Raw genomic sequence first — 25,585 nt, forward strand, 5'->3', positions numbered from 1 at the left:
GGGAGTGGGGCTCAGATGGCCTTTTCCAGCTCGGGGATCAATTCGAACAGGTCACCCACCAGACCGTAGTCGGCCACCTGGAAGATCGGCGCCTCCTCGTCCTTGTTGATGGCGACGATCACCTTGGAATCCTTCATGCCCGCCAGGTGCTGGATGGCCCCGGAGATGCCGACGGCGATGTACAGCTGCGGCGCGACGATCTTGCCGGTCTGGCCGACCTGCATGTCGTTGGGCACGAAGCCGGCGTCCACCGCGGCGCGCGAGGCACCCACCGCTGCGCCCAGCTTGTCGGCCAGGGCGTAGAGGATCTTGAAATTGTCACCGTTCTGCAGACCGCGACCACCGGAGACCACCACCTTGGCGGCGCCCAGCTCGGGACGGTCGGACTTGGCCAGCTCTTCGCCGACAAAGCTGGAGATGCCGGCATCCTTGACCAGGCTCACGGCTTCGATGGCGGCGGAACCGCCCTCGGCGGCGACCGGATCGAAACCGGTGGCGCGCACGGTGATCACCTTGACCAGCGCCGTGGAGCGCACGGTGGCGATGGCGTTGCCGGCATAGATCGGCCGCTTGAAGGTGTCGGCGGATTCGACGGCGATGATCTCGGAGATCTGGTCGACGTCCAGCAACGCGGCGACGCGCGGCAGGAAGTTCTTGCCATTGGTGCTGGCAGCGGCCAGTACGTGGCTGTAGTTGGCGGCCAGCTCGACCACCAGCGGCGCGACGTTTTCCGGCAACTGGTGCGCGTAGGCGGCGTTGTCGGCCAGCAGCACCTTGCCGACGCCGGCAAGCTTGGCGGCGGCGTCGGCGACCGGCTGGGCATTCTGCCCGGCGACCAGCACATGGATGTCGCCGCCGATGGCCTGGGCCGCGGCAACGGTGTTCAGGGTAGCGCCGAAGAGGTTGGCGTTGTCGTGGTCGGCAATGACGAGAATGGCCATCAGATCACCTTAGCTTCGTTCTTGAGTTTTTCGACCAGCTCGGCCACGGACTTGACCTTGATGCCCGCCTGACGACCCGCCGGGGCTTCCACCTTGACCACCTCGTAGGAGGCTTTCACCGCCACGCCCAGGGCGTCCGGGGTCAGGGTTTCCAGCGGCTTCTTCTTGGCCTTCATGATGTTGGGCAGCGAGGCGTAGCGCGGCTCGTTGAGGCGCAGGTCGGTGGTCACCACCGCCGGCAGCTTGAGCGCCACGGTCTGCAGACCGCCATCGATCTCGCGGGTCACGTTGAGGCCGTCAGCGGACTGCTCCACCTTGGAGGCGAAGGTGCCCTGGGCGAAGCCGGTCAGAGCGGCCAGCATCTGGCCGGTCTGGTTGTTGTCGCTGTCGATGGCCTGCTTGCCGAGGATCACCAGCTGCGGCTGTTCCTTGTCCACCACGGCCTTGAGCAGCTTGGCGGTGGTCAGCGACGACAGCTCGGCGGTACCGGTGTCAATCAGCACGGCGCGATCGGCGCCCAGTGCCAGGGCGGTACGCAGTTGTTCCTGCGCCTGGGCGGGACCCGCGGTCACGACCACGATCTCGCTGGCGATACCCTTTTCCTTCAGGCGCACCGCTTCTTCCACGGCGATCTCGCAGAAGGGGTTCATGGACATCTTGACGTTGGCCAGGTCGACACCGGTCTGGTCGGCCTTGACGCGGACCTTGACGTTGTAGTCCACCACGCGTTTGACAGCTACGAGAACCTTCATGAATCCCTCGATTTATTCTGGTGAATAAACAGGACGCCAAGGCGACCTTGCGTTGGACACGACCCCTGCCGCTCCAAGCTTGTTGCAAATTCTTCTTATGTTGACCTCCACGGCAGCAGGGGTCAACGCGACAGTCCGTCAGGGGCTGGTAACTCCCGAGTCTAACAGGCTTGCAGAAAATTTAAACAAACGTTTGAATGGGTGCCAGGGAGCACGCCGGATATAATGAAGTCTTTTGTTGCACCCCTACATAAATAACCAGATCGTGAGTTTTGCCTGAGGAGAGTGAGCCGTGGAACGCGAATACATGGAATTCGACGTGGTGATCGTCGGGGCCGGCCCCGCGGGCCTGTCCGCGGCCTGTCGCCTCAAGCAGCAGGCGGCCGAAAACGGCCAGGAGATCAGTGTCTGCGTGGTCGAGAAAGGCTCCGAGGTCGGTGCCCACATTCTCTCCGGCGCGGTCTTCGAACCCCGCGCCCTGGACGAGCTCTTTCCCAACTGGAAGGAACTCGGCGCGCCCCTGAACACCCCGGTCAAGCGCGACGACATCTACCTGCTCAAGGATGATCGCCAGGCGACCAAGGTGCCGAATTTCTTCGTGCCCAAGCCCATGCACAACGAGGGCAACTACATCATCTCCCTGGGCAACCTGTGCCGCTGGCTCGGCCAGCAGGCCGAAGCCCTGGGCGTGGAGATCTATCCGGGCTTCGCCGCCCAGGAGCCGCTGATCGATGAGCAGGGCGTGGTGCGCGGCATCATCACCGGCGACCTGGGCGTGGATCGCGAAGGCCAGCCCAAGGAGGGGGTCTACACCCCCGGCATGGAACTGCGCGGCAAGTACACCCTGTTCGCCGAAGGCTGCCGGGGCCATCTGGGCAAGCAGCTGGGCCAGAGATTCAAGCTTGGCGAAGGCGCCGATCCGCAGCACTACGGCATCGGCATCAAGGAGCTGTGGGAGATCGATCCGGCCAAGCACGAGCAGGGTCTGGTGATCCACACCTCCGGCTGGCCGCTGGACAAGGAAAACCCGGGCGGTTCCTTCCTCTATCACCTGGAAGACAACCAGGTGGTGGTCGGCCTGATCGTCGACCTGGCCTACAGCAATCCGCACCTCTCGCCCTATGATGAATTCCAGCGCTACAAGCACCACCCGGTGGTGGCCCAGTACCTGGAAGGCGGCAAGCGCGTCTCCTACGGCGCCCGTGCCCTGGTCAAGGGCGGCCTGAATTCCCTGCCGAAGATGGTCTTCCCCGGTGGCGCCCTGATCGGCTGCGACCTGGGCACCCTCAATCCGGCCAAGATCAAGGGCAGCCACACCGCCATGAAGTCCGGCATGCTCGCCGCCGACGCCATCGTCGCCGCCCTGGCGGCCGGTCGCGAAGGCGACGAACTCCAGGGTTACGTCGACGGCTTCAAGGGCAGCTGGGTGCAGGAAGAGCTGCACGCCAGCCGCAACTTCGGTCCGGCCATGCACAAGTTCGGTCCGCTACTGGGCCCGGCCTTCGCCTTCGTCGAGCACAACCTGCTGGGTGGCGCCCTGCCCTTCACCCTGCACGATCGGCGCATGGACCACACCTGCCTGAAGAAGGCCGACGAGGCGCCGCGCATTAGCTATCCCAAGCCGGATGGCAAGCTGAGCTTCGACAAGCTGTCCTCGGTGTTCCTCTCCAACACCAACCACGAGGAAGACCAGCCGGTTCACCTGAAACTCAGGGATCCCTCGATTCCCATCGCGCAGAACCTGCCGCTGTACGACGAACCCGCCCAGCGCTACTGCCCGGCCGGGGTCTACGAGGTGGTCCGCGATGGCGGCGAGCCGCGCTTCCAGATCAATGCCCAGAACTGCGTCCACTGCAAGACCTGCGACATCAAGGACCCGGCGCAGAACATCACCTGGGTAGCGCCGGAAGGCAGCGGTGGTCCCAACTACCCCAACATGTAAGCGTAAAAAAGGGCCCTGCGGGGCCCTTTCGCTATTCAGCGGGCGCGACGGGAAAGAAGCTGCCGCGACTCCAGAGGCCGAGCCAGGAGCGGCCCTCGTGGGTGCCCTCCTCGACCCTCTCCATCAGCCGATAGAACACCGCCCGATTGAGCCGCGCCTCCAGCCCGCCACGTACCCGGACATAAGGTGCAGGCTGGTCATCCTGTTCTTCGAATCGCAGCGGGTGCTCGGCGCCCGCGGCGACTCGATCCCCGACGTTAGTGAGGAAATCCAGGGCTTGCTCCCTGCCGCTGCCGCTCCATTCGACATCCACTGCCAGAAAGGGCACATCCTCGACCTGGATGCCCACGCACTCCACCGGCGTCACCAGTACATAGCGCTCGGGGTCGCGCCTCAGGATGGTGGAGAACAGCCGGACCATGGCCGGGCGGGTGATGGGCGTGCCCTGGTGATACCAGGTACCGTCCCGGGCGATGCGCATGTCGATGTCGCCGCAGTACGGCGGGTGCCAGAGCTCCACGGGCGGCAGCTTGCCGTCCTCGGCGGCTGGCAGCTGCGCCAGCAGATTCCGCGTCACGTCAACCTGGGTCACGCCCTTCTCCTCTATCGGGAGCCCAAACCGAGTAGGCGTTGGGCATATTCATTGAGCGCCGGCCCGAGCAGGTCTTCCGGGCGCTCGTCATAGAACGTCAGGAAGCCGCCACGACTGCGAATCCGCGCCGTGTCCACCAGGCGGAAGGTAGCGGTCTCCACCAGCATCATCTGCACGACGCTGCGATCGCGCCCGACCCTCCCGATGTCGTCCTGATCTTCCCATTCCTCCCAGGTGCCGATGCGATCGTCCGCGCCGGCGAAGCGGGTATAGAGCACATAGTGAGCACCCAGCTGCCGGGCCTTGGCCATGGCCTCGTCGAAACCCTCAGGTTTGTCTGCCCGCCTTACCCGCGGGAAGTATTCCACAAAGCCTTTGAAGGCCTCTTCCGCTACCACGTTCGGACGGGCATAGGGATGGCCCACCGGCACGAAGGCCCCCTGGGCTATGTAGATGTAGGAGTCGGCCTGTAGCCGAAAGTTGTTCAGCCGCTGGGTCCTGCTGTAGTCGAGCAGCCCCGCGTCGCGCAGGTGGTACTCGACACCGGACGCCATGTCGCTGACGTTCATGCAGCCACCCAGGCAGGCCAGCAGCACGGAAATGAAGAGAAAACGCAGTTTGACCATGAAGAGCAGACCCCTGTCCGGCGCCAAGTTGTCGTCGATACAGGTGCCTTAGCAGCTTTCGCGCCAGTTCGAGGCGCAGCTGCTAGATCAGCCGCCGATGATCTTCATGACGGTCACGCCCCCCGAGAAGGCCACCTCCTGCTTGTCGCCCAATGCCTTGACCAGCAGCCGCTGCAGCGCTGGCAATGCCAGGTGACGCGGCTTGTCCAGCAGATCGCCGACATAGTGGCGGTTGCTCGACGACAGGCAGCCATGCAGCCAGCCGGTGGACGACAGGCGCAGTCGCGAGCAGGTCCGGCAGAAGGGCACGCTTTCGTTGGCGATGACACCGAAGTGGCCGCCCGACTCGACGCGATAGCGCAGCGCCGTGGAATCCACCGGGGCATCGGCCTGCACATAGGCATGGCGCGAACCTATGATCTCCAGCAATTCGGCCAGGGGTACCAGCTGGTTGTTGAAGGTCGCGGGATTCTTGGCCAGGTGCCCCATGCGCATCAGCTCGATGAATCTGAGCTCGAAACCCCGCTCCAGGCAATAGTCCAGCAGCGGCAGCACCTGGTCGAGATTCTGGCCGCGCAGGGGCACCATGTTGAGCTTGATCTTGAGACCAGCGGCCCGCGCCGCTTCCAGTCCGGCCAGCACCGTGGCCAGATCGCCCCCCCGCGCCAGACGCGGGAAGGCTTCGGCATCGAGGGTGTCGAGGGAAACGTTGAGGCGACGGATACCGTGGTCGATGAGGAAGTCCAGCTTGCGCGGCAGCAGCTGACCGTTGGTGGTCAGGCTGATGTCCTTGAGGCCGAGCTGGGAGACACGGGCGAGAAAGGGTTCCAGCCGCGGCGTGACCAGGGGTTCGCCCCCGGTGATGCGCAGCCGTTCGATACCGGCGGCATCGATGAGGTATTCCACACCCCGGGCCATGGTTTCGGCACTGAGTTCGTCCTGCGCCGCCACGAGCCGCTTGCCGTCGGGCACGCAGTACGTACAGGCATAGTTGCAGGCCGCCGTGAGGCTGATCCGCAAGTTGCGAAACGCCCTACCCTGGCGGTCAACGATCATCTTGGGGGTACTCCAGTGGGACAAGAGAAAAGGGATGGCGCGGCATCCCTTGCCTCTATCGGACCCTAGGATCGGACAGGCGTTTCGACGTCTCGCTTGCGGCGGTTGCCCATGCGCACGCCGATCTCCATGAGGAACTGGAAAAAACCTTCCTGATCCTCCAGCACGTCGCGCCAGAAGGGCGAATGGTAAAGGGCCACGGCCCCGTGCACCAGCGCCCAGGCGGCGCAGTAATGGAAATAGGGCGGGACGTCCTCGAGCTTGCCTTCGTCGATCCGGCCTTCGATCAGACTGGTCAGCCGCTGGAAGTTGGAAGTGCGGATGCTGTGCAGCTGCTCGACCAGTTCGGGCACCTGACGCGTCTTGACCACCTTCTCCTCGAGTCGATCGAACAGGCGATAGCGCTGCGGATCGCTCATGCGGAATTCGAAATAGGCGCGGGAGAGCGCTTCGCGGTCGCGGGCGACGTTGTCCGACTGGAACAGCTCGGCCAGGTCCCGCTCGTAATCCAGCATCAGCCGCAGATAGATCTCGGCCTTGGAATTGAAGTGCTTGTAGATGGTGCCTTTGCCGATACCGACCGCCTCGGCGATCATCTCGACGGTGACGCTGTCTTCTCCTTCGGAGAGAAACAGCTGCAGGGCGGTATCGAGGATTTCCTGTTCGCGGCGACGGAACTCGCGGACTTTGCGGGATTCTTTCTGCATGGCAGCCCACTTGTTGTTTTGAAAAGGGATAGGGCCTTCGAATCGCCAGTCACCCCTCGGCATACCGGCACTTCGTCACACCTTGGGCGAGCTGCACCGAAAGCATCGGTGAACCGCGCGGGCGCGCCCCTTATTATGCCCCATCACACCCAGATTGTACGGATCGAGTCAATGTCTTCCTGGAAGCACGAATTCCCTCAGGCCTACGCCATGAGATACCTCAACCACGCGGCCGTGGCCCCGTGGCCCAAGCGCGCTGCGCAGGCCGTCACCGAATTCGCCGCCGAAAACTGCCAATACGGTGCGCGCAACTATCCGACCTGGCTGGTCATGGAACAGCGCCTGCGCGATCGCCTGACCCGCCTGCTCAATGCGCCGTCCAGCAGCGACATCGCCCTGGTGAAGAACACCTCGGAAGCGCTCTCCTTCGTCGCCTTCGGCCTGGATTGGCAGAGCGGCGACCAGATAGTGATCAGCGACGAGGAGTTCCCCTCCAACCGGGTGGTCTGGGAAGCCCTGGCCCGCTTTGGCGTCGAGGTGGTGGAAGTCAGCCTGGGTGACACCCCCGAGGCCAATCTGCTGGCGGCCTGCGGCCCGCGCACCCGACTCATGGCCATCAGCGCCGTGCAATACGCCAGCGGCCTGCGCCTGGACCTGCCCCAGCTGGGCCAGGGCTGCGACGCCAAGGGCGTGCTGCTGTGCGTCGACGCTATCCAGCAACTGGGCGCCCTGCCCTTCGATGCCCAGGCCTGCAACTGCGCCTTCGCCATGGCCGACGGTCACAAGTGGATGCTCGGCCCGGAAGGCCTGGGGGTGTTCTATTGCCGCGCCGATCTGCGCGAGCAGCTGAAGCTGCACGAGTACGGCTGGCACATGCTGGACAACGCCGGCGACTACAGCCAGCGCGAATGGCAACCGGCCAGGACGGCGATGCGCTTCGAGTGCGGCAGCCCGAACATGCTCGGTGCGGTGGCCCTGGAGGCGAGTCTGTCGCTGCTGGAGGATGCCGGCATGGAACAGGTGGGCAAGGACCTGCTGGCGCGGATCGAGCTGCTCGACAGCCATATCCGCCGCCTGCCCGGTGCCGTCCTGCATTCGCCGGCCAACGTCGAGCGGCGCTCGGGCATCCTCACCTTCTCGCTCGAAGGCTGGGACAACCGCCAACTGTTCGAACGTCTCAAGACCGCCGACGTGGTCTGCGCCCAGCGGGGTCCGGGCATCCGCCTGTCGCCACACTTCTATACCAGCGAGCACGTCCTGGAACAGACGCTGGATCTGGTCGGGGCGTTGGCGCGCTTCTGATGGCCTGAAAGGCCCGGCATAGCCAGTGTCGGGGCAGCGCTATTCCAAAACTGTTTAAAAAACGTCCAATCCCGACTGGACCTTTCTCCGAGCTGACCAATACTCAAGTGACTGGCCGCGTCGACCCCCGCGGCGCGGGCCAGGAGGCGGCTCTCCGTCCAGGCGAACCGCTGGTCCGGCCCGGGTATCCCTGGATACCCGGGCCATTTTTTGCCTAGAGGGTGGCGCGGGGAAACAGCCGCCGGAAGTTGGCCGTGGTCTGCTCGGCCAGGGTCTCCAGACTGACGCATCGCAAGTCGGCCAGGCACTGGGCGACCTCGACCACGAATTGCGGCAGATTGGCCTTGCCGCGGTGGGGCACCGGAGCCAGATAGGGCGAATCGGTTTCTACCAGCAGGCGATCGGCCGGCACCTGGCGCGCGACGTCGCGCAGGTCGGCGGCATTGCGGAAGGTCAGGATGCCGGAAAAGGAAATGTAGAAGCCCAGATCCAGCGCCGCCTTGGCCGTCGCCCAATCCTCGGTGAAGCAGTGCAGCACCCCGGCGCCTGGCAGGTCGGCGGCGCCCAGCATGGCCAGGGTGTCGGCCCGCGCCTCGCGGGTATGGATCACCAGGGGCAGCGCCGTGCGGCGGGCCGCCTCCAGGTGCAGGGCGAAGGACCGCTGCTGGATCTCGGCGGTGTCCGGCTGATAGTGATAGTCCAGCCCGCTCTCGCCGATGGCGGCGACGCGGGGATGGGCCAGCCGCGCGAGCAGCCAGTCGAGATCGATGGCACTGCCCTGGGCCGCATCCAGCGGGTGGATACCCACGGCGCAGTGGACGTCGGCATAGCGTTCGGCTAGGGCCTGCACCGTGGGGGCGTTGCCGGCATCGACGCCGATGCAGAGGAACTGGCTGACGCCCCGGGCACGCGCGGCATCCAACGCTGCGTCCAGGGAGCCGTCGTGAAGGGAAAGATCGAGTCGATCCAGGTGACAGTGGGAGTCGACGAAGTGCACGAGAAATAGCCTTGAATCAGCAGCGACACCCCGCCCCAGCGGGACGGCGCAGGCATCACATGGTATGGGTGGGACGGTCCGACTTCAGCGAGCCGGCCAGATAGGTTTCGATCTTGTTGCGCGCGGTATTGTCGCCTTCGTTGAACTGCACGCCGACCCCGGCGGCTCTATTGCCCTGGGCGCCCTTGGGGGTGATCCAGACCACCTTGCCGGCGACCGGGATCTTGTCCGGCTCGTCCATCAGGTTGAGCAGCATGAAGACCTCGTCGCCGAGCTTGTAGGTCTTGCCCGTCGGAATGAACAGGCCACCGTTGCGGATGAAGGGCATGTAGGCGGCATAGAGCACCGACTTGTCCTTGATGGTGAGGGACAGGATGCCATTACGGGGGCCCAGGTTCTGCGGCAAACTCATGAGATTCTCTCGAGACAGGCAAGACGAACGCGCGGATCGCTAGCGTCCGGGCACCAGGCCGGCCCAGCGGATCAACAGCGATTCCAGCAACAATACGCGGTTGAGGTTGGCTTTGCCCAGCACCTTCTGCCGCTCGGCATGCAGCCATTCCTGCAGGGTCAGCACCGCCTGCGGCGCGCTCTTCTCGGCCAGATAACCCAGCACCTTGGCCATGTCCGGTGCGGCTTCGGCATCGGCTCCACCCCACTGCTGGCGCAGGACGCCATGGGTCCACTCGCAGAACCAGTCGAGCAGCAACGGCAGCGGCACGGCGTTCCAGCTCTCGGCCAGCTGACTGGGCGCCGCCTGGCGCTTGAGCAGGCGCTTCACCCCCTCCACCACCAGGGCCCGGCGGGCGAGCACGTCCTCGCCATGCAGGCGCAGGGCCGCCAGCGGCGAGCCGCCGGCCAGCACCAGCAACTGGATGCGGATCTCTTCCTCAAGCTCCGGCAGGCGCTCGCCCAGCCAGGCGAGACTCTCGGCGCGCGAGGGCACCGGACAGGCCTGCTGCACGCAGCGGCTGCGCACGGTGGGCAGCAGGCGACTCGGCTGGTGACTCACCAGCAGCAGCACCGTTGCGCCCGAGGGCTCCTCCAGACTCTTGAGCAGGGCGTTGGCGGCATTGAGGTTCATCGCCTCGACCGGCTCCAGCAGGATCAGCTTGCGCCCGCCCAGCTGGGCGGTCTGGGTAACGAAGTCCACCAGCCCGCGGATCTGGTCGACGCGGATAGGCTTCTCGGCCTCTTCCGGCTGGATCACGCAGTAATCGGGGTGGGTCCCGGCCCTGAGCAGGGAACAGGCCTTGCACTGGCCGCAGGCGGCATCCCCCTGGGGCGCCTGGCACAGCAGCAGGGCGGCCAGGCGTTCGGCCAGATCACGCTTGCCGATGCCGCGCGGGCCATGCAGCAGATAGGCATGGGGATGCTGCCGCCGGGGCGAGATCCGCGCCCAGAGGTCCTGCTGCCAGGGATAGACGTCAGCCACCAAACGTTGACTCCAGGGTGGCGACCAGGGCGCGCAGATCAGTCTGCACCTCGGCGAGACTGCGCGAGGCATCGATCAGGCGATAGCGGGCCGGCACGGCCCGGGCGCGATCCAGATAGGTCTGGCGCACCGCCTCGAAGAAGGCGCGCTGCTCCTGCTCGAATCTGTCCAGGGCACCACGGCGGGCGGCACGGGCCAGGCCGATGTCCACCGGCAGGTCGAACACCAGGGTCAGATCGGGTTGCAGATCGCCCAGCACGAAGGCTTCCAGGGTGGCGATGCGCTCGACGGGTACGCCGCGGCCGCCGCCCTGGTAGGCATAGGTCGCATCGACGAAGCGATCGCAGAGCACCAGGGCTCCGCGCGCCAGGGCGGGCCGGATGACCTGGGCCAGGTGCTGGGCGCGGGCGGCGAACATCAGCAGCAATTCGGTATCCACGGCCATGGGCTCGGCCGCCGGCGCCAGCAGGATCTCGCGGATGCGCTCGGCCAGCGGCGTACCACCCGGCTCGCGGGTCAGCACCACCTCACGCCCGCTGGCGCCGAAGAGTTCGGCGAGATAGTCGCGGTTGGTGCTCTTGCCCGCGCCCTCGGGGCCTTCGAGGGTGATGAACAGGCCGTTTGCCGTCATGGGGTTTCCTTGGTTTCGGGCGTCTGCGGAGCGGGACTGGAGCGATAGTCGGAGCGCCGCTTGAGCTGGAAGTCGCGGACCGCCTGGTTGTGCGCTTCCAGGTCCTTGGAAAAGACATGGCTGCCATCACCACGGGCGACGAAATACAGACTGTCGCCGTCCTTGGGATGCAGCGCCGCATGGATGGCCTCGCGACCGGGCATGGCGATCGGCGTGGGGGGCAGTCCCGCGTTGAGATAGGTGTTGTAGGGCGAAGGCTCGCGCAGATCGGCGCGGGTTATCCGGCCGTTATAGCGCTCGCCCATGCCGTAGATCACCGTGGGATCGGTCTGCAGCAGCATGCCGGCCGCCAGGCGCCGGACAAAGACCCCGGCGATTTCGTCGCGCTCCTCGGGGACGCCCGTTTCCTTTTCCACCAGCGAGGCCATGATCAGCGCCTGGTAGGCGTCCTTGTAGGGCACCGCGGGATCCCGCGCCTGCCATTCCTGATCGAGCACGGACTGCAGGCGCTGGTTGGCCTGGCGCAACAGGTCGGATTCGCGCTGGCCCTTCACATAGCGATAGGTATCGGGGAAGAAGCGCCCCTCGGGGTGCTGGCCGTCCAGCCCCAGGCGTTTCATCAGGGCGGCATCGTCCAGCTCGGCGGTGTCGTGCTCGAGCTTGGGCTGGCGCGCCAGGGCAGCGCGGACCTGGTGGATATTCCAGCCTTCCACCAGGGTGAGGCCGTATTGCACCACCTCGCCCTTGCGCCAGAGGCTGAACAATTGCTCCACCGTCATGCCCGGGGTCAGGCGGTATTCGCCACTGTGCAGCGTCTGCCCGGCCAGATTGAAGCGCCAGTACAGGCGCAGCCAGAAGGCGCCATCGAGCACGCCCTGCTCTTCCAGGCGCAGCAGACTGCCGCCCGGGGTCCCGCCCTTGGGAATCTCGATCAGTTGCTCGCCATCGACTTTCAACGGCTGAATCAGTGCCTGGTGCTGGCGCCAACCGGCCAGGACCAGCAGCAGGCCACCGGCGGCCAAGACCGCCGTAAGCAGAGCTCTCGCCTTGCGCATCGGCTATTCCAAAATCTCGTTTATCGAACCTTGCAGTTTACGGGTCACCGGCCCCACGGACCAGTTCGCGGCTGCGTACCGGCGCACGGGCCAGATACCGTACTGGCTGTTGCAGAGGAATACTTCGTCGGCACCGAGCAGTTCGTCCAGCGCCAGCGGCCGGACCTCGCTCGGGATGCCTGCCTGAGCGGCGAGGTCGAGCAACAGACCGCGCAATACCCCAGCCACGCCACAGCGATCGAGCGCGGGGGTCTGCAGCCGCCCCGCGCAGACCAGGAACAGGTTGCTGAACACCCCTTCGATCGGCCGGCCGTCCTGATCCAGCATCAGGCCTTCGGCATAGTCGGTGCTGGTCCATTCCCCGCGCGCCAGGACCTGCTCGAGTCGATTCAGGTGCTTGAGCCCGGCCAGCAACGGCTGGGTAGCCAGACGCGTCGTGCAGGGATAGAGGGCGATACCCTCGGTCGCGTGTGCCGCTGGATAGGCCGGTGTGGGCGAGCCCAGCAGCAGACGCCGCACCTCGGGGTCGGCCGGCGGAGCGTAGCCGCGCAGGCCATCGCCGCGGGTAAACAGCAGCTTGGCCACGCCTTCCCCCAGCAGCGCCGCATAGGCGCGGATCTCGGCGTCCAGCTGAGCGATGTCGCAGGGAATACGCAGCCGCTGGCAACCGGTGGTCAGCCGCTGCAGATGACGGTCGAGCAGACGCGGCTGGCCACGGCGTACCGCGATGGTTTCGAACAGCCCATCGCCATAGGCCAGACCCCGATCGCGTTGCAGACCAGGGTCCAGCGGTTGGCCGTTGAGCCAGTCCTGGATCAAGCGTCGAAGCGCCGGAACACCAGACTGCCGTTGGTGCCACCGAAGCCGAACGAATTGGACAGTGCCACTTCGATGGGCCGCTGCCGCGCCTCGTGGGGCACGAAGTCCAGATCGCAGCCGTCGCTGGGATTGTCCAGATTGATGGTGGGCGGCGCCACCTGGTCGCGCAGGGCGAGCACCGTGAAGATGGCTTCCACCGCACCCGCGGCGCCCAGCAGGTGACCGGTCATGGACTTGGTGGAGCTCACGCTCAGACGCTTGGCCTGCTCGCCGAACACCTGCTTCAAGGCCGCCACTTCGGCCAGGTCGCCGGCCGGCGTGGAGGTGCCATGAGCGTTGACGTAGTCGACCGCTTCCGGCGCGATACCGGCATCCTTGAGCGTCGCTCTCATGCAGCGAGCGGCGCCCGCGCCATCTTCCGGCGGGGCGGTCATGTGGAAGGCGTCCGCGCTCATGCCGAAGCCGATCAGTTCGGCATAGATGCGGGCGCCCCGCGCCTTGGCGTGCTCGTAGTCTTCCAGCACCAGGGCGCCGGCACCGTCGGACAGCACGAAGCCATCGCGATCGCGATCCCAGGGACGACTGGCGCGGGTCGGATCATCATTGCGGGTCGACAGGGCACGCGCCGCGCCGAAGCCGCCCAGACCCAGACCCGAGGTCGCCATCTCCGAACCGCCGGCGACCATGACGTCGGCTTCGCCATAGGCGATGTTGCGCGCCGCCATGCCGATGCAGTGCGTCGCCGTGGTACAGGCGGTGGCGATGGCATAGTTGGGGCCCTGTAGACCCAAGTGGATCGACAGGAAGCCGGACACCATGTTGATGATGGAGCCCGGTACGAAAAAGGGAGAAATACGGCGGGGACCCTGGGCGAGCAGCGACTGGCAATTCGCCTCGATGTTGGTCAGTCCACCGATGCCGGAACCCATGGCGACACCCATGCGCTCGCGATTGCTATCGTTGACCTCGAGACCGCTGTCACGCATGGCCTGGAAGCTGGCGGCGAGACCGTATTGGATGAACAGATCCAGCTTGCGGGCTTCCTTCGCGGACAGGTACTGCTCCACGTCGAATCCCTTGACCGATCCGCCGATCCGCGTGCTGAAGGCAGAGACGTCCATATGCTCGATCGGCGCGATACCGCTGCGACCGGCCAGGATGCCTTCCCAGCTGCTCGCCACATCGGCGCCAAGCGGCGATACCATGCCCATACCCGTGATCACGACACGTCTACGCGACACACCCAACTCCTCTTGTCCTTCCGGGGCGGCCACCCCTCTTAAAAACAGCCGATTGCATCGATCTTGACCCTGGACCTAAAGAAAAGCCGCACGCCCTACAGGACGTGCGGCTTCTTTTGTCCGAAACTGGCGACTACTTATTGCTGGTGAGCAACGATGTAGTCGATAGCTTCCTGGACGGTGGTGATCTTCTCAGCCTGCTCGTCCGGGATTTCGGTCTCGAATTCCTCTTCCAGAGCCATCACCAGTTCGACGGTGTCAAGGGAGTCGGCGCCCAGATCCTCGACGAAGGAAGCGCTGTTGGTAACTTCCTCTTCCTTCACGCCGAGCTGCTCAGCGACGATCTTCTTAACGCGTTCTTCGATGGTGCTCATACCGTGTTCTCACTCCTAAAGGAAAAATCCGCACAACGGATTGCGCGTAAGTGTATAGAAAGGGATTTCCGTATTTCAAGCTGACGCGACATCAAGACGTATGCGCGGCCATTGCTGGTCCGACAGTTTACCAGCTTAGCGCAATAGCCGCGCGGGGGGTAACGTCGGTCAGCTCATGTACATTCCGCCATTCACGGGGATCGTGGCGCCGGTCACATAGGCCGCGCCCTCGCCCGCCAGGAAGCCGACCACCTTGGCGATCTCGTCGGCCTGACCGAGGCGGCCGGCCGGGATCTGGGTCAGCAGCGCGGTGCGCTGGGCTTCGGGCAGCTCACGGGTCATGTCGGTGTCGATGAACCCCGGGGCCACGGCATTGACGGTGATGTTGCGCGAACCCACCTCGCGGGCCAGCGCCCGGGTAAAGCCCTCGAGGCCGGCCTTGGCGGCTGCATAGTTGGCCTGACCGGCGTTGCCCATGGCGCCGACCACCGAGCCGATGCTGATGATACGACCCCAGCGCCCCTTGGTCATGCCCTTGAGCACGGCCTTGGAGAGACGGAACAGGCTGTTGAGGTTGGTATCGATCACGTCGAACCACTCATCGTCCTTCATCCGCAGCATCAGGTTGTCGCGGGTGATACCGGCGTTGTTGACCAGGATCGACGGCGCGCCGAATTGCGTCTGGACCTGCTCGAGGGCAGCCGCGACGGAGGCGTTGTCGGACACGTTGAGCACCAGACCGGTACCTTCGATGCCATTGGCCTTGAGCGACTCGGCGATGCGCTGGGCGCCCGCCTCGCTGGTCGCGGTGCCGATCACGGTGGCGCCGAGCCGACCCAGTTCCAGGGCGATGGCTTGACCGATACCACGCGTGGCGCCCGTGACCAGAGCGACCTTACCTTGCAGACTCATCTCGTTTTCCTCGATTCAAAAAGCCGCGCGCGCGGCGGCGAAGGCGTCGGGGGTGTCCAGGGCCAGTGTTTCCACGCCCTTGACGCATCTCTTGTTCAGACCGGCCAGTACCTTGCCGGGGCCGCACTCCACCAGGTGGGTGACGCCCTGGGCAGCCAGGTACTGCACGGACTCGACCCAGCGCACCGGACTGTACAGCTGGGCCAGCAGATCCTGCTGGAGACTGGCCAGATCGGTGTTGACGCCGGCATTGACGTTCTGCACCACCGGAATCTCCGGCTGGCTCCAGGTGCAGCCACGCACGTCCTCGGCGAAGCGCTCGGCCGCCGGACGCATCAGGTCGCAGTGGGAGGGCACGCTGACCGGCAGCGCCACGGCGCGCTTGGCACCCAGGGCCTTGCAGGCCTCGATGGCGCGCTCCACCGCAGCGGCGGCACCGGCGATCACCACCTGGCCCGGAGCGTTGAAGTTGACCGCGCTCACTACTTCACCCTGGGCGGCTTCGGCACAGGCGGCCAGCACCTGGGCATCTTCCAGACCCAGGATGGCGGCCATGCCACCCTGCCCGGCGGGGACGGCTTCCTGCATCAGTTCACCGCGGCGCGCCACCAGGCGTACCGCCTCGGCGAACGGCAGGCTGCCCGCGGCGACCAGCGCCGAATATTCGCCCAGGCTGTGACCGGCGACATAGGCCGGCTTGGCGCCGCCTTCGGCCAGCCACAGACGCCACAGCGCGATGGAGGCGGTCAGGATGGCGGGCTGGGTACGGTCGGTCTGGTTGAGCGACTCCTGCGGGCCCTGCTGGGTCAGCGCCCAGAGGTCATAGCCGAGGACAGCGGACGCTTCGGCGAAGGTTTCGCCGATCAGCGCGTGGTGCGTGGCCAGCTCACCCAGCATGCCCAGGGCCTGGGAACCCTGACCGGGAAAGACGAAAGCGAGAGAGGCGGACATAGGCAGGTCTCTTGTAGGTCCATTGCCGGCGAAACCGCGGTTCCGCCACTGACAGACTGAGATGTCGGTGTCGACCGGTCGGTCACACCGCTTTCAGAACCGCCAAGTTTAACCGGATCCGCCCGGGGAGATCAGTCTCCACATCGCGCAGGGCGCGCTCGATGGCCTGAACGAGACCGACTTCGCCTGCCGCGCCATGGCTTTTCACCACCACCGCATTCAGGCCGAGAAAGCTCGCGCCATTGCGCAACTCCGGATCCCAGTGGCGGAAACGCCGGGCCAGCCAGGGCTGCAGCAACTGACGCTCGAGCCAGGAAGCCGTGCCGCTGCGCTCGACCAGCAGGCGCAGCAGCGCCTCTCCGGACTTGAGCACGGCATTGCCGGTGAAGCCATCGCAGACCACCACATCCGCCACCGCCGCATAGAGATCGCTGCCCTCGACGAAGCCGATGAAGTCGAAGGCCTGACTCTCGGCGAGGCGCCGTGCAGCGTCCTGGATCACCGGCGTGCCCTTGCCCGGTTCACGACCGACATTGAGCAGCGCGACCCTTGGCCGCGCCAGGCCCCGGGCCTGGGCCGCACCTGCCCCCAGATAGGCGAATTGCACCAGCTGTTCGGCGGTGGTGTCGAGATTGGCGCCAAGATCCAGCAGCAGCGTCTGATGCCTGCCCTGCCCGGGCAGTGCCGACATCATGGCCGGGCGATCGATGCCCGGCAGCGTCCCGAGCAGCAGGCGCGCAAGCGCCATCCAGGCCCCGGTATTGCCGGCGCTCAGACAGCCCTGGGCGCGGCCTTGCTGCACCGCTTCGAGCGCGGCGTGCATGGACGTACGGGTGCGACTGCGCACCACACTGGCGGGTCGCTCATCGGGCCCGACGAGGCCATCGACGTATTCGAACTGCAGGCGAGCGGCAAGCGAGGCAGGCGGTGACCAGGCCGACAGGGCGTCGCGCTGACCACAGAGCAGGAGGTGTAAGGCGGGGAAACGCTCGAGAGCGTCGAATGAAGCAGGAACAATGCAGCGGGGACCGAAGTCCCCGCCCATTGCATCGATCGCGATGACGATTTCGATCGAGGATTACTCGTCGGAACCTTTGTCGATCACTTTGCGACCGCGGTAGAAACCGTCGGGCGACACGTGGTGGCGCAGGTGAACTTCACCGGTGCTCTTTTCCACGGACAGAGCGTTCGCTTCGAGGGCGTCGTGCGAACGACGCATGTCGCGAGCGGAACGGGATTTTTTGTTCTGCTGAACAGCCATGATTTAACTCCTAAACGTTTGGGTCACGCTTCAACTGCGCAAGTACACTGAACGGGTTGGGTCGCTTTTCCTCGTCCGCCGGCTCTTCGGGCGCCTCGAAACCTTCCGGATGCTGGCAAGCACCTTCTGGATGCACGGGAATGATCGGCAGCGCGAGCAGCAGCTCTTCTTCGATCAGACTATGCAGATCCAGAGGCTCTTCACCAACCTCCAGGGCATCGTAACCCTGTGGCAAGGCATCGGCCGACTTCCCTTCCCAGAGCACGGCGAAATCGAATTCGCTGCTAATGGGAAGCACTGCCGGCTCCAGACAACGCTGGCAAATCATCTCGACCTTGGTATCCAGGACACCATGGATGACGAATTGCTTTTGTTGATCACGCCCGAAGTCGAGGACGACGGCAACCGCGCCTTCGGACTTCACGAGCTGCTCGCCGACACGCCGCATGTTCGCGAGAGGCAGCTCACCCTTGAGGGTTACGCCGCGATCCGCCAATTTGCGAGGATCGACCTGAGGTGGAATTGGCCCATTCAACATAAGCGCGCCATTATAGGGACGGCCTTACGGCTGTCAAAGGAAATTAACCCCGAAGCGACTCCGACCGACCTTTGGTCGACCTCGCCCGAGAACAAACTGATGCCTCTCATTCTACTCGCTTCCAGCTCGCCTTACCGCCGCCAATTGCTGGAAAGGCTGCAGCTGCCCTTCGCCCACCAGTCGCCGGACATCGACGAGACGCCGCTACCCGGCGAGAGCCCGCGGGCGCTGGTAGAACGCCTGGCCCGCGCCAAGGCCGCCGCCCTGGCCGATCAGCGGGAGCCGACACTTATCATCGGCTCGGATCAGGCGACCGCCATCGACGGCGAGATTCTTGGCAAGCCCCTGACTCATGAACGGGCTCATCAGCAACTGGCCCGGGCCAGCGGTCGCACCCTGGTGTTCCATACCGGCCTGACCGTACTGGACAGTCGAACCGGCGAGTACCGCAGCGAAGTGGTGGATTTCCAGGTGCGCTTTCGCCCGCTGGATGCTGCGACGATCGATCGCTATCTGCGGGCGGAGCAACCCTATGATTGCGCCGGCAGCTTCAAGGCCGAAGGCCTCGGCATCGCCCTGTTCGAAGCCATGCAGGGAGAGGATCCGACCAGTCTGATCGGCCTCCCGCTGATCCGCCTGGCCGCATTGCTGCGCCAGGCAGGAGTGCAGGTGCCCTAGGCCACCTGCAGCTGGCACCAATTAACGCAGCGCCGGACCCTGCCAGCCCATATAGAGCGCCAGACGCTCGGCAACGCTGGCACCCAGGCGCTTGGCGAAGCGATCAAAGGGCGAGTCCTCCTGGGTAAAGTCCACCAGGCGCTCCTCCTTGACCACGTCCCGTGCCACGTAGCTGGCACTGCCGAGCCCATCGATCAACCCCAGGGAAAGCGCCTGCTCGCCGGACCACACCAGTCCGGAGAACAACTCGGGATGACCCTCGACCTTGAGTCGATCGCCGCGGCCTTTCTTGACGCTGTCGATGAACTGCTGATGGGTGGTATCCAGCACCTGCTGCCAGAAGCGGGTCTCTTCGGGCTTCTGCGGCTGGAAGGGATCCAGGAAGGCCTTGTGTTCGCCGGAGGTATAGACCCGCCGCTCCACGCCCAGCTTTTCCATGGTGCCGACGAAACCGAAGGAAGCCGCGGTCACGCCGATGGAGCCGACCAGACTGGCCTTGTCGGCATAGATGGCATCGGCCGCACTGGCCACATAGTAGGCGCCCGAGGCACCCAGGTCGGTGATCACCGCGTACAGCTTGATGTCCGGGTGCAGACCGCGCAGACGCTTGATCTCGTCATAGATGTAGCCGGATTGCACCGGACTGCCGCCTGGGCTGTTTATACGCAGCACCACACCGCGGGTGTTGCTGTCGTCAAAGGCCTTGCGCAGCGCCGTCACAACATTGTCGGCACTGGCCTTCTCGTCGTCGGCGATCACGCCCTTGAGCTCGATGAGCGCGGTATGGGCGCCGGACTCGGTCACCCCGCCCTTCTTGCCCAGGGACAGCAGGGGCGTGAACAGCACCAGCATGACAATCAGATAGGCGAAGGTCAGCAACTTGAAAAAGATGCCCCAGCGCCGCGCTCGCCGTTGCTCGCGCACGCTGGCGAGCATGGTCTTCTCGATCAGGGCCCAGGTCTTGTCGTCCGCCGGACGCGTACGTCCGCTGTCTTCCTTCCACTCGTCAGCCATGCCCGCTATCACTCCTGCACACCACATTGTCACCCAGCCATACCGCCAGGTCCGCGAAAGCTTCGATCACCAGGCGCGGCCCGAAATCCCTGAGGACCTCGGCCGGCTGGGCACCATAGGCGACCCCGACCGCCGCGACCCCGGCGCGCCGTGCCATTTCCAGGTCGAAGACCGCATCTCCTACCAGGAGGGCCCGCTCCGGCGCCACGCCACAGTGGGCGAGAATCTCCTGCACCATCTGCGGATCGGGCTTGCCGGCGGCCTCGTCGGCGCAGCGGGTGATGTCGAAGAAATCGCTCAGGCCATGCTGCTGCAGCGAACGCGCCAGCCCGCGCCGGCTCTTGCCCGTCGCCACGGCCAGCTGATAACCCTGGGCGCGAAAGCGCTGCAGCCCGCTCAGCACATCGGGAAACAGCGGCGAGGCCGCCTGCTCGCGACGGACGAATTCGGCGCTGTAGGCATCGCGAAAGCCCTCGATCTGCGCCGGGGTCACCAGCTGCGGATAGAGGGTCTGGATTGCCGCGACCAGCTCCAGGCCGATGATGCCCTTGATGGCCACGTCGCTGCGCGGCGGCAACCCCAACTGCTCGGCCGCCACGTGCATGACCTCGACGATCCGGCCGATGGAATCCGCCAGAGTGCCGTCCCAGTCGAAGATCAGCAGCTGGTAGTCAGGCATCCAGACGCTCCAGCGTCTGACTCCAGGTGCTGTCGACCGGCGCTTCCAGGCGCAGCTCACCGCCTTCGGGCAAGGGGATCACCAGACTCGCCGAGTGCAGGAACAGTCGCTTGCCGCCGAGTTCGCGGATCTCCTGGGAAAAGGCTTCGTCGCCGTACTTGGGATCGCCGGCGATGGCGTGCCCCGCATGGCGCGCATGGACGCGGATCTGATGGGTCCGCCCGGTCACCGGCCGCGCCTCGACCAGGGTGGCGAATTCGCCATAGCGCCGCAGCACCCGGAATTCGGTGAGCGCCTCCTTGCCCTCGTCGTTGACCTCGACCATGCGCTCGCCGGACCTGAGGGTGTTCTTCAGCAGCGGCGCGCTGATCTTCTTCTTGGCCGCCGGCCAATGGCCGCGCACCAGGGCGTGATAGCGCTTGTCCACGCCGTCGCCGCGCAAGGCTTCGTGCAGGAAGCGCAGCATGCTGCGCTTCTTGGCGATCATCAGCAGGCCCGAGGTATCCCGATCGAGACGATGGACCAGCTCGATGTCGCGGGCGTCGGGACGCAGCTGGCGAAAGACCTCGATGACCCCGCCGGACAGGCCACTGCCGCCGTGCACGGCGATGCCGGCCGGCTTGTTGATGACGATGAGGGTCTTGTCCTCGTGGACGATGGAGTCTTCCAGGCGCTCGAGCAGTCCCTTGGCCAGGGGTGCTGGCTCGTCGGGCTCGGACAGGCGCAGTGGCGGTACGCGGATCTGGTCGCCGGCCTGCAGACGATAGTCGGGCTTGATGCGCCCCTTGTTCACCCGTACTTCGCCCTTGCGCAGGATGCGATAGATGAGGGTCTTGGGCGCGCCCTTGAGCTGGGTACGCAGGAAGTTGTCGATACGCTGGCCGGCATAGTCGGCGGGCACATCGAGCAGTTGAACGCCGGTGCTGGGAGAAGGAGGCTTAGTCATCGACAGATGATAGCAATTTTCCCTTATTTGAAGCACTTAAAGCTTGCTGCTATAGTCCGGAGGCGGTTATCAGTCCTGTCTGGATGGCACCGCTCGCGAGGCCGTAGATTCCGCCCGCGAATAATAGGCTGCAAATGCAATAGTCACTGGACGTCTGGCCGTCCAGCAGACCGCCGACTCTGCCCAAGGGGGTGAGTGGCGAGCTGCGATCCGCCTGGTAACCAAGGCAGCGGCACCCAGGGTGTCAGCTGTAAAACGACAACCGCTCCGGACCTTGCGGGCGGCACCAGATTCCTGAAGATTGTGTGCAGGATGGAGATGCACAACCAGCGTATCGCGTAGCCTGACAGTACGCCTGCAGCCCGCTTCGCGCCCAGCTTCGGCCAAGGTGACGATCGCAGGTGGAAGCCTCAAGGCCAACGGCCGATGCTCCAACCGCGACACCTGACACGAATCCCGCGACGACCCGGCTGCCTGAGCCTTTCGGCTGTCACGCCCGCACCATGCCTGGTTGATTCCTCCTCTTGTGGAGCTGCAACGGCAGTCGCTCAAGCGCCTGCAGGAGACGTAGTCGCGGCACGCCCCCGGGCCTGCTGCTGGACACGAAGGCCGGCTTGGACCGGCTTCGATACGACCCCGTGCACCCTTCTCCTGAATCCTGTTGCCACCACGTGGGCCGAGAGCCTGGAACGTAGTGGTATTACATGAAAAGAATGCTCATCAACGCGACCCAGCCCGAGGAATTGCGGGTTGCCCTGGTCGACGGTCAACGTCTGTTCGATCTGGACATCGAGTCCGGAGCCCGCGAACAGAAAAAGGCCAACATCTACAAAGGCCGCATCACCCGCATCGAGCCCAGCCTGGAAGCCGCCTTCGTCGACTTCGGCGCCGACCGCCACGGCTTCCTCCCGCTGAAGGAAATCTCCCGGGAATACTTCAAGAAGAACCCGGAAGGCCGCGTCAACATCAAGGAAGTGCTCTCCGAAGGCCAGGAAGTAGTCGTCCAGGTCGAAAAGGAAGAGCGCGGCAACAAGGGCGCCGCCCTGACCACCTTCATCAGCCTCGCCGGTCGCTACCTGGTGCTGATGCCCAACAATCCCCGCGCGGGCGGCATCTCCCGTCGCATCGAGGGTGAAGAGCGCAACGAACTGCGCGAAGCCCTGAACGGCCTGAACGCCCCGGGCGACATGGGTCTGATCGTGCGCACCGCCGGTCTCGGTCGCAGCACCGAAGAACTGCAGTGGGACCTCGACTACCTGCTGCAACTCTGGTCCGCCATCAACGAAGCCTCGGGCGAGCGCAAGGGTCCCTTCCTGATCTATCAGGAAAGCAACGTCATCATTCGCGCCATCCGCGACTACCTGCGCCAGGACATCGGCGAGGTGCTGGTCGACAGCGTCGAAGCCCAGGAAGAAGCCCTGAGCTTCATCCGCCAGGTGATGCCGCAGTACGCCAGCAAGATCAAGCTGTATCAGGACAGCGTCCCGCTGTTCAATCGCTTCCAGATCGAAAGCCAGATCGAGACCGCCTTCCAGCGTGAAGTGAAGCTGCCCTCGGGCGGCTCCATCGTCATCGACCCCACCGAAGCCCTGGTGTCCATCGACATCAACTCGGCGCGCGCCACCAAGGGCGGCGACATCGAAGAAACCGCCCTGCAGACCAACCTGGAAGCGGCTGAGGAAATCGCCCGCCAGCTGCGCCTGCGCGACATCGGCGGCCTGATCGTCATCGACTTCATCGACATGACCCCGGTGAAGAACCAGCGCGCCGTGGAAGATCGCGTCCGCGAAGCCCTGGAAGCCGACCGCGCCCGCGTGCAGATCGGTCGCATCTCCCGCTTCGGCCTGCTGGAAATGTCCCGCCAGCGCCTGCGCCCTTCCCTGCGCGAAACCAGCGGTATCGTCTGCCCCCGCTGCAACGGCCAGGGCATCATCCGCGACGTGGAATCCCTGTCGCTGGCCATCCTGCGCCTGATCGAGGAAGAAGCCCTCAAGGATCGCACCGCCGAGGTTCGTGCCCACGTACCCATCCAGGTCGCGTCCTTCCTGCTCAACGAGAAGCGCAACAGCATCACCAAGATCGAGCTGCGCACCCGCGTGCGCATCATCATCCTGCCGGACGATCATATCGAGACCCCGCACTTCGAAGTGCAGCGTCTGCGTGACGACAATCCCGAGCTGCTGAACAGCCAGTCCAGCTACGAGATGGCCAACACCGAAGCCGAAGAGGTGCAGCCGGTCAGCTCCACCCGCACCCTGGTGCGCCAGGAAGCAGCGGTGAAGGTTGCGCCCGAGCGCGCACCGGCCCCCACCCCGGTCACGGCCGAAGTCGTGGCGCCCGTCGCCCCTGCAGCCAAGGCCACCGCCGAGCCCAATCTGTTCAAGGGCCTGGTCAAGTCCCTGGTCAGCCTGTTCGCCGGCAAGACCGAAGAGCAGCCCATGGCCGACAAGGCCGTTGCCGCGCCGGTCGCCGCCAAGAGCAGCGACGAGCAGCGCAGCCAGGACGAGCGCCGCAACGGCCGTCAGCAGAATCGCCGCCGCGAAGGTCGTCGTGACGACGAGCGCAAGCCGCGCGAAGAGCGTCAGCCCCGCGCCGATCGTGGCGAGCGCAGCGAGCGCCCGGCCCGTGAAGAGCGCAAGCCGCGGGAAGAGCGTCAGCCCCGCGAGGAGCGTCAGGCCCGTGAAGACCGCCCGGCTCGCGAAGAGCGTCAGCCCCGCGAAGAGCGCGCCACTCGCGAAGAGCGTCAACCGCGTGAAGAACGCCAGCCGCGCGAAGACCGCCCGGCTCGCGAAGAGCGTCAGCCCCGTGAGGAGCGCGCCTCTCGCGAAGAGCGTCAGCCGCGTGAAGAGCGTCAACCCCGTGAAGAGCGCCAGCCGCGCGAAGAGCGCGTGAGTGCCGAAGAGCGTCCGGCTCGCGAAGAGCGCCAGCCGCGTGAGGAGCGTCAGCCTCGCGAGGAACGCAAGCCACGTGAAGAGCGTCAGCCTCGCGAGGAGCGCAAGGCTCGCGAAGAGCGTCAGGAAGCGGCCAGTGCCGAAGAGCTGAACGAAGAAGAAGTACTGGAAGGCAATGACGAGCTGGAAGAAGGCGAAGAGCGTCCGCGTCGCCGTTCCCGCGGTCAGCGTCGCCGCAGCAACCGTCGTGAGCGTCAGCGCGATGCCAATGGCAACTTCATCGAAGACGAAGAGCCGGGTACCGATGCCCCTGTAGCGCCCGCCGCCATAGCTCTGGGCACCGCTGTCGTGGTGAGCGAGAGCGTGACTGCCGTCGCCACCCAGGAAGCGGCTCGTGAGGCTCATCAGCAGGAGCCAGTGGCTGCTGCCGACACCCCTGTCGCTGAAGTCACCCGGGAAACCGCGGTGGAGCAGCCTGCCGCCGAAGCGCCGGCCCAGCCGGAGATCCTCACGCCCGACGTGAGCCAGCTGCAGGACGAGCGTGCGCCGCACCAGGAAGTAGAAATCGCCGCACCTGCCGCCGAGCAGATCGCCCCGGTCGCGACCCCTGCCGCCATTCCTACCGCACCGGTCGAAGCTGAAACCGCAGAGTCGGCCGCAGGCCGCGCCTCCAACGACCCGCGCGAGCGTCGTCGCCGTGAGCGCATGGCTCGTGAAGCTGAAGCCGCTCGCGCCAGCCAGCCCGAGCAGCAGGCCGAGGCACCCGCGCTGGGCGCCATAGCCGAAACCGAGGAAACCTTCGCTACCGCAGCGGTAGGCACCGTGGAGCCGCAGCAGACGCCCGAGGTCCAGCCCGCCCAGGCGACCGAGGAGCTGCCCGCAGCCGAGGCCGAGTCGGCACCGATAGTGATGGAAGAGCCCGTCGAGGTCGTACCCAGCCTTGCCCAGGAAGAAGCGGCCAGTGTCGCCCTGACCGGTCAGGACAGTGTCACTGACGAAGCGCCCAAGGCCGATGCCGTGAAAGAGGACGAGGCCACTCAGGCCGAACTCGATCGCAAGCTCAAGGACTCCCGGGAAAATCATCCCGGCTGATCTCAGCCACCCATGAAAAGGGGCGCCTAGGCGCCTCTTTTTTTATGCCTGGAATCCGTACAGGCGCCGGTACGCGCCCGACGCCACCCTGGACATGCCATAGCAGCCTCGCGAAGGCGAGCACTGAGCCAGAAGCAGGGGAAGATGACCTTC

At 65.3% G+C, this 25,585-nt stretch carries 26 protein-coding genes; 4 read left to right on the forward strand and 22 right to left on the reverse strand.

All coding sequences use genetic code 11. The annotated features are described in order from the left end of the window. Positions 1-11: 11 nt before the first annotated feature. Entirely contained in the window at positions 12-941 is a 930-nt protein-coding gene (locus AABM56_RS16345; RefSeq protein WP_263259475.1) for an electron transfer flavoprotein subunit alpha/FixB family protein, read from the reverse strand. Beyond that, complete coding sequence (locus tag AABM56_RS16350) at positions 941-1,693, reverse strand: electron transfer flavoprotein subunit beta/FixA family protein (RefSeq protein ID WP_263259474.1); 753 nt, start codon at positions 1,691-1,693, stop codon at positions 941-943. Before AABM56_RS16350 ends, AABM56_RS16345 begins: the two co-directional genes overlap by 1 nt. A 292-nt stretch (positions 1,694-1,985) precedes the next feature. Here AABM56_RS16350 and AABM56_RS16355 point away from each other — a divergent pair, with 292 nt between their 5' ends. Next, positions 1,986-3,635, forward strand: coding sequence for an electron transfer flavoprotein-ubiquinone oxidoreductase (locus tag AABM56_RS16355; RefSeq protein ID WP_133862693.1), 1,650 nt, complete (start codon positions 1,986-1,988; stop codon positions 3,633-3,635). 31 nt (positions 3,636-3,666) lie between these two features. Here AABM56_RS16355 and AABM56_RS16360 read toward each other — a convergent pair whose 3' ends face one another. The 4 genes from AABM56_RS16360 to AABM56_RS16375 form a co-directional block, all read right to left on the reverse strand. Next, positions 3,667-4,227, reverse strand: coding sequence for a DUF1285 domain-containing protein (locus AABM56_RS16360; RefSeq protein ID WP_133862692.1), 561 nt, complete (start codon positions 4,225-4,227; stop codon positions 3,667-3,669). An 11-nt stretch (positions 4,228-4,238) separates the two neighbouring features. Then, entirely contained in the window at positions 4,239-4,853 is a 615-nt protein-coding gene (locus tag AABM56_RS16365; protein ID WP_133862691.1) for a DUF4823 domain-containing protein, read from the reverse strand. Positions 4,854-4,940: 87 nt separating this feature from the next. Further along, the gene (locus AABM56_RS16370) at positions 4,941-5,909 is read right to left on the reverse strand and encodes a GTP 3',8-cyclase MoaA (RefSeq protein ID WP_133862690.1); all 969 of its coding nucleotides are present in this window, start codon (positions 5,907-5,909) and stop codon (positions 4,941-4,943) included. Between the two features lie 65 nt (positions 5,910-5,974). Continuing rightward, on the reverse strand, positions 5,975-6,616 hold the full coding sequence (locus AABM56_RS16375; protein ID WP_007160588.1) for a TetR/AcrR family transcriptional regulator: 642 nt from the start codon (positions 6,614-6,616) through the stop codon (positions 5,975-5,977). A gap of 171 nt (positions 6,617-6,787) precedes the next feature. On the opposite strand from AABM56_RS16375, the gene AABM56_RS16380 reads away from it, so the two are divergent. Beyond that, positions 6,788-7,918, forward strand: coding sequence for an aminotransferase class V-fold PLP-dependent enzyme (locus AABM56_RS16380; RefSeq protein WP_263259472.1), 1,131 nt, complete (start codon positions 6,788-6,790; stop codon positions 7,916-7,918). Between the two features lie 214 nt (positions 7,919-8,132). Here the strand turns inward: AABM56_RS16380 and AABM56_RS16385 are convergent, their stop codons facing one another. From AABM56_RS16385 to AABM56_RS16445, 13 genes are all read right to left on the reverse strand, one after another. Further along, complete coding sequence (locus AABM56_RS16385) at positions 8,133-8,915, reverse strand: TatD family hydrolase (protein WP_133862688.1); 783 nt, start codon at positions 8,913-8,915, stop codon at positions 8,133-8,135. 55 nt (positions 8,916-8,970) lie between these two features. Beyond that, complete coding sequence (locus AABM56_RS16390) at positions 8,971-9,327, reverse strand: PilZ domain-containing protein (RefSeq protein ID WP_017641886.1); 357 nt, start codon at positions 9,325-9,327, stop codon at positions 8,971-8,973. A gap of 39 nt (positions 9,328-9,366) precedes the next feature. Continuing rightward, positions 9,367-10,350, reverse strand: a complete 984-nt coding sequence (locus AABM56_RS16395; RefSeq protein ID WP_133862687.1) for a DNA polymerase III subunit delta' — start codon at positions 10,348-10,350, stop codon at positions 9,367-9,369. Then, positions 10,343-10,981, reverse strand: a complete 639-nt coding sequence (tmk, locus tag AABM56_RS16400; RefSeq protein ID WP_133862686.1) for a dTMP kinase — start codon at positions 10,979-10,981, stop codon at positions 10,343-10,345. The genes AABM56_RS16395 and tmk overlap by 8 nt, the downstream gene beginning before the upstream one ends. Further along, positions 10,978-12,036, reverse strand: a complete 1,059-nt coding sequence (gene mltG, locus AABM56_RS16405; RefSeq protein WP_133862685.1) for an endolytic transglycosylase MltG — start codon at positions 12,034-12,036, stop codon at positions 10,978-10,980. Before mltG ends, tmk begins: the two co-directional genes overlap by 4 nt. 3 nt (positions 12,037-12,039) lie before the next feature. Beyond that, positions 12,040-12,852: an aminodeoxychorismate lyase gene (gene pabC, locus AABM56_RS16410; RefSeq protein ID WP_178083932.1), complete on the reverse strand. Its 813-nt coding sequence runs from the start codon at positions 12,850-12,852 to the stop codon at positions 12,040-12,042. After that, positions 12,852-14,096 carry a beta-ketoacyl-ACP synthase II gene (gene fabF, locus AABM56_RS16415; protein WP_133862683.1) on the reverse strand — a complete coding sequence of 415 codons (1,245 nt, stop codon included), beginning with the start codon at positions 14,094-14,096 and terminating at the stop codon, positions 12,852-12,854. The genes pabC and fabF overlap by 1 nt, the downstream gene beginning before the upstream one ends. A 137-nt stretch (positions 14,097-14,233) precedes the next feature. Further along, positions 14,234-14,470 carry an acyl carrier protein gene (gene acpP / locus AABM56_RS16420; RefSeq protein ID WP_007160597.1) on the reverse strand — a complete coding sequence of 79 codons (237 nt, stop codon included), beginning with the start codon at positions 14,468-14,470 and terminating at the stop codon, positions 14,234-14,236. Positions 14,471-14,638: 168 nt separating this feature from the next. After that, positions 14,639-15,382 (reverse strand): 3-oxoacyl-ACP reductase FabG, encoded by a 744-nt coding sequence (gene fabG, locus AABM56_RS16425; RefSeq protein WP_133862682.1) that lies wholly within the window; start codon positions 15,380-15,382, stop codon positions 14,639-14,641. Between the two features lie 15 nt (positions 15,383-15,397). Beyond that, positions 15,398-16,333, reverse strand: coding sequence for an ACP S-malonyltransferase (fabD, locus tag AABM56_RS16430; RefSeq protein ID WP_133862681.1), 936 nt, complete (start codon positions 16,331-16,333; stop codon positions 15,398-15,400). An 82-nt stretch (positions 16,334-16,415) separates the two neighbouring features. Then, positions 16,416-17,378 carry a phosphate acyltransferase PlsX gene (plsX, locus tag AABM56_RS16435; RefSeq protein WP_133862680.1) on the reverse strand — a complete coding sequence of 321 codons (963 nt, stop codon included), beginning with the start codon at positions 17,376-17,378 and terminating at the stop codon, positions 16,416-16,418. Between the two features lie 33 nt (positions 17,379-17,411). Then, complete coding sequence (rpmF, locus tag AABM56_RS16440) at positions 17,412-17,594, reverse strand: 50S ribosomal protein L32 (protein WP_007160601.1); 183 nt, start codon at positions 17,592-17,594, stop codon at positions 17,412-17,414. 10 nt (positions 17,595-17,604) lie between these two features. Continuing rightward, the gene (locus AABM56_RS16445) at positions 17,605-18,132 is read right to left on the reverse strand and encodes a YceD family protein (protein ID WP_133862679.1); all 528 of its coding nucleotides are present in this window, start codon (positions 18,130-18,132) and stop codon (positions 17,605-17,607) included. 99 nt (positions 18,133-18,231) lie between these two features. On the opposite strand from AABM56_RS16445, the gene AABM56_RS16450 reads away from it, so the two are divergent. Further along, positions 18,232-18,810 (forward strand): nucleoside triphosphate pyrophosphatase, encoded by a 579-nt coding sequence (locus AABM56_RS16450; protein WP_133862678.1) that lies wholly within the window; start codon positions 18,232-18,234, stop codon positions 18,808-18,810. Between the two features lie 21 nt (positions 18,811-18,831). Here AABM56_RS16450 and sppA read toward each other — a convergent pair whose 3' ends face one another. From sppA to rluC, 3 genes are read right to left on the reverse strand one after another with little or no spacing between them, the layout of a single operon-like run. Continuing rightward, a complete protein-coding gene (gene sppA, locus AABM56_RS16455) occupies positions 18,832-19,824 on the reverse strand; it encodes a signal peptide peptidase SppA (protein ID WP_133862677.1) in 993 nt (330 codons plus the stop codon). Next, entirely contained in the window at positions 19,817-20,503 is a 687-nt protein-coding gene (locus tag AABM56_RS16460; protein ID WP_347883506.1) for an HAD-IA family hydrolase, read from the reverse strand. Before AABM56_RS16460 ends, sppA begins: the two co-directional genes overlap by 8 nt. Continuing rightward, on the reverse strand, positions 20,496-21,449 hold the full coding sequence (rluC, locus tag AABM56_RS16465) for a 23S rRNA pseudouridine(955/2504/2580) synthase RluC (RefSeq protein ID WP_133862675.1): 954 nt from the start codon (positions 21,447-21,449) through the stop codon (positions 20,496-20,498). The genes AABM56_RS16460 and rluC overlap by 8 nt, the downstream gene beginning before the upstream one ends. 704 nt (positions 21,450-22,153) lie before the next feature. On the opposite strand from rluC, the gene rne reads away from it, so the two are divergent. Beyond that, positions 22,154-25,432, forward strand: a complete 3,279-nt coding sequence (gene rne, locus AABM56_RS16470) for a ribonuclease E (protein ID WP_347883507.1) — start codon at positions 22,154-22,156, stop codon at positions 25,430-25,432. Positions 25,433-25,585: the final 153 nt, after the last annotated feature.

Origin of the sequence: Pseudomonas aestiva (assembly GCF_039908605.1) — a bacterium.
Lineage (GTDB): Bacteria > Pseudomonadota > Gammaproteobacteria > Pseudomonadales > Pseudomonadaceae > Chryseomonas > Chryseomonas aestiva.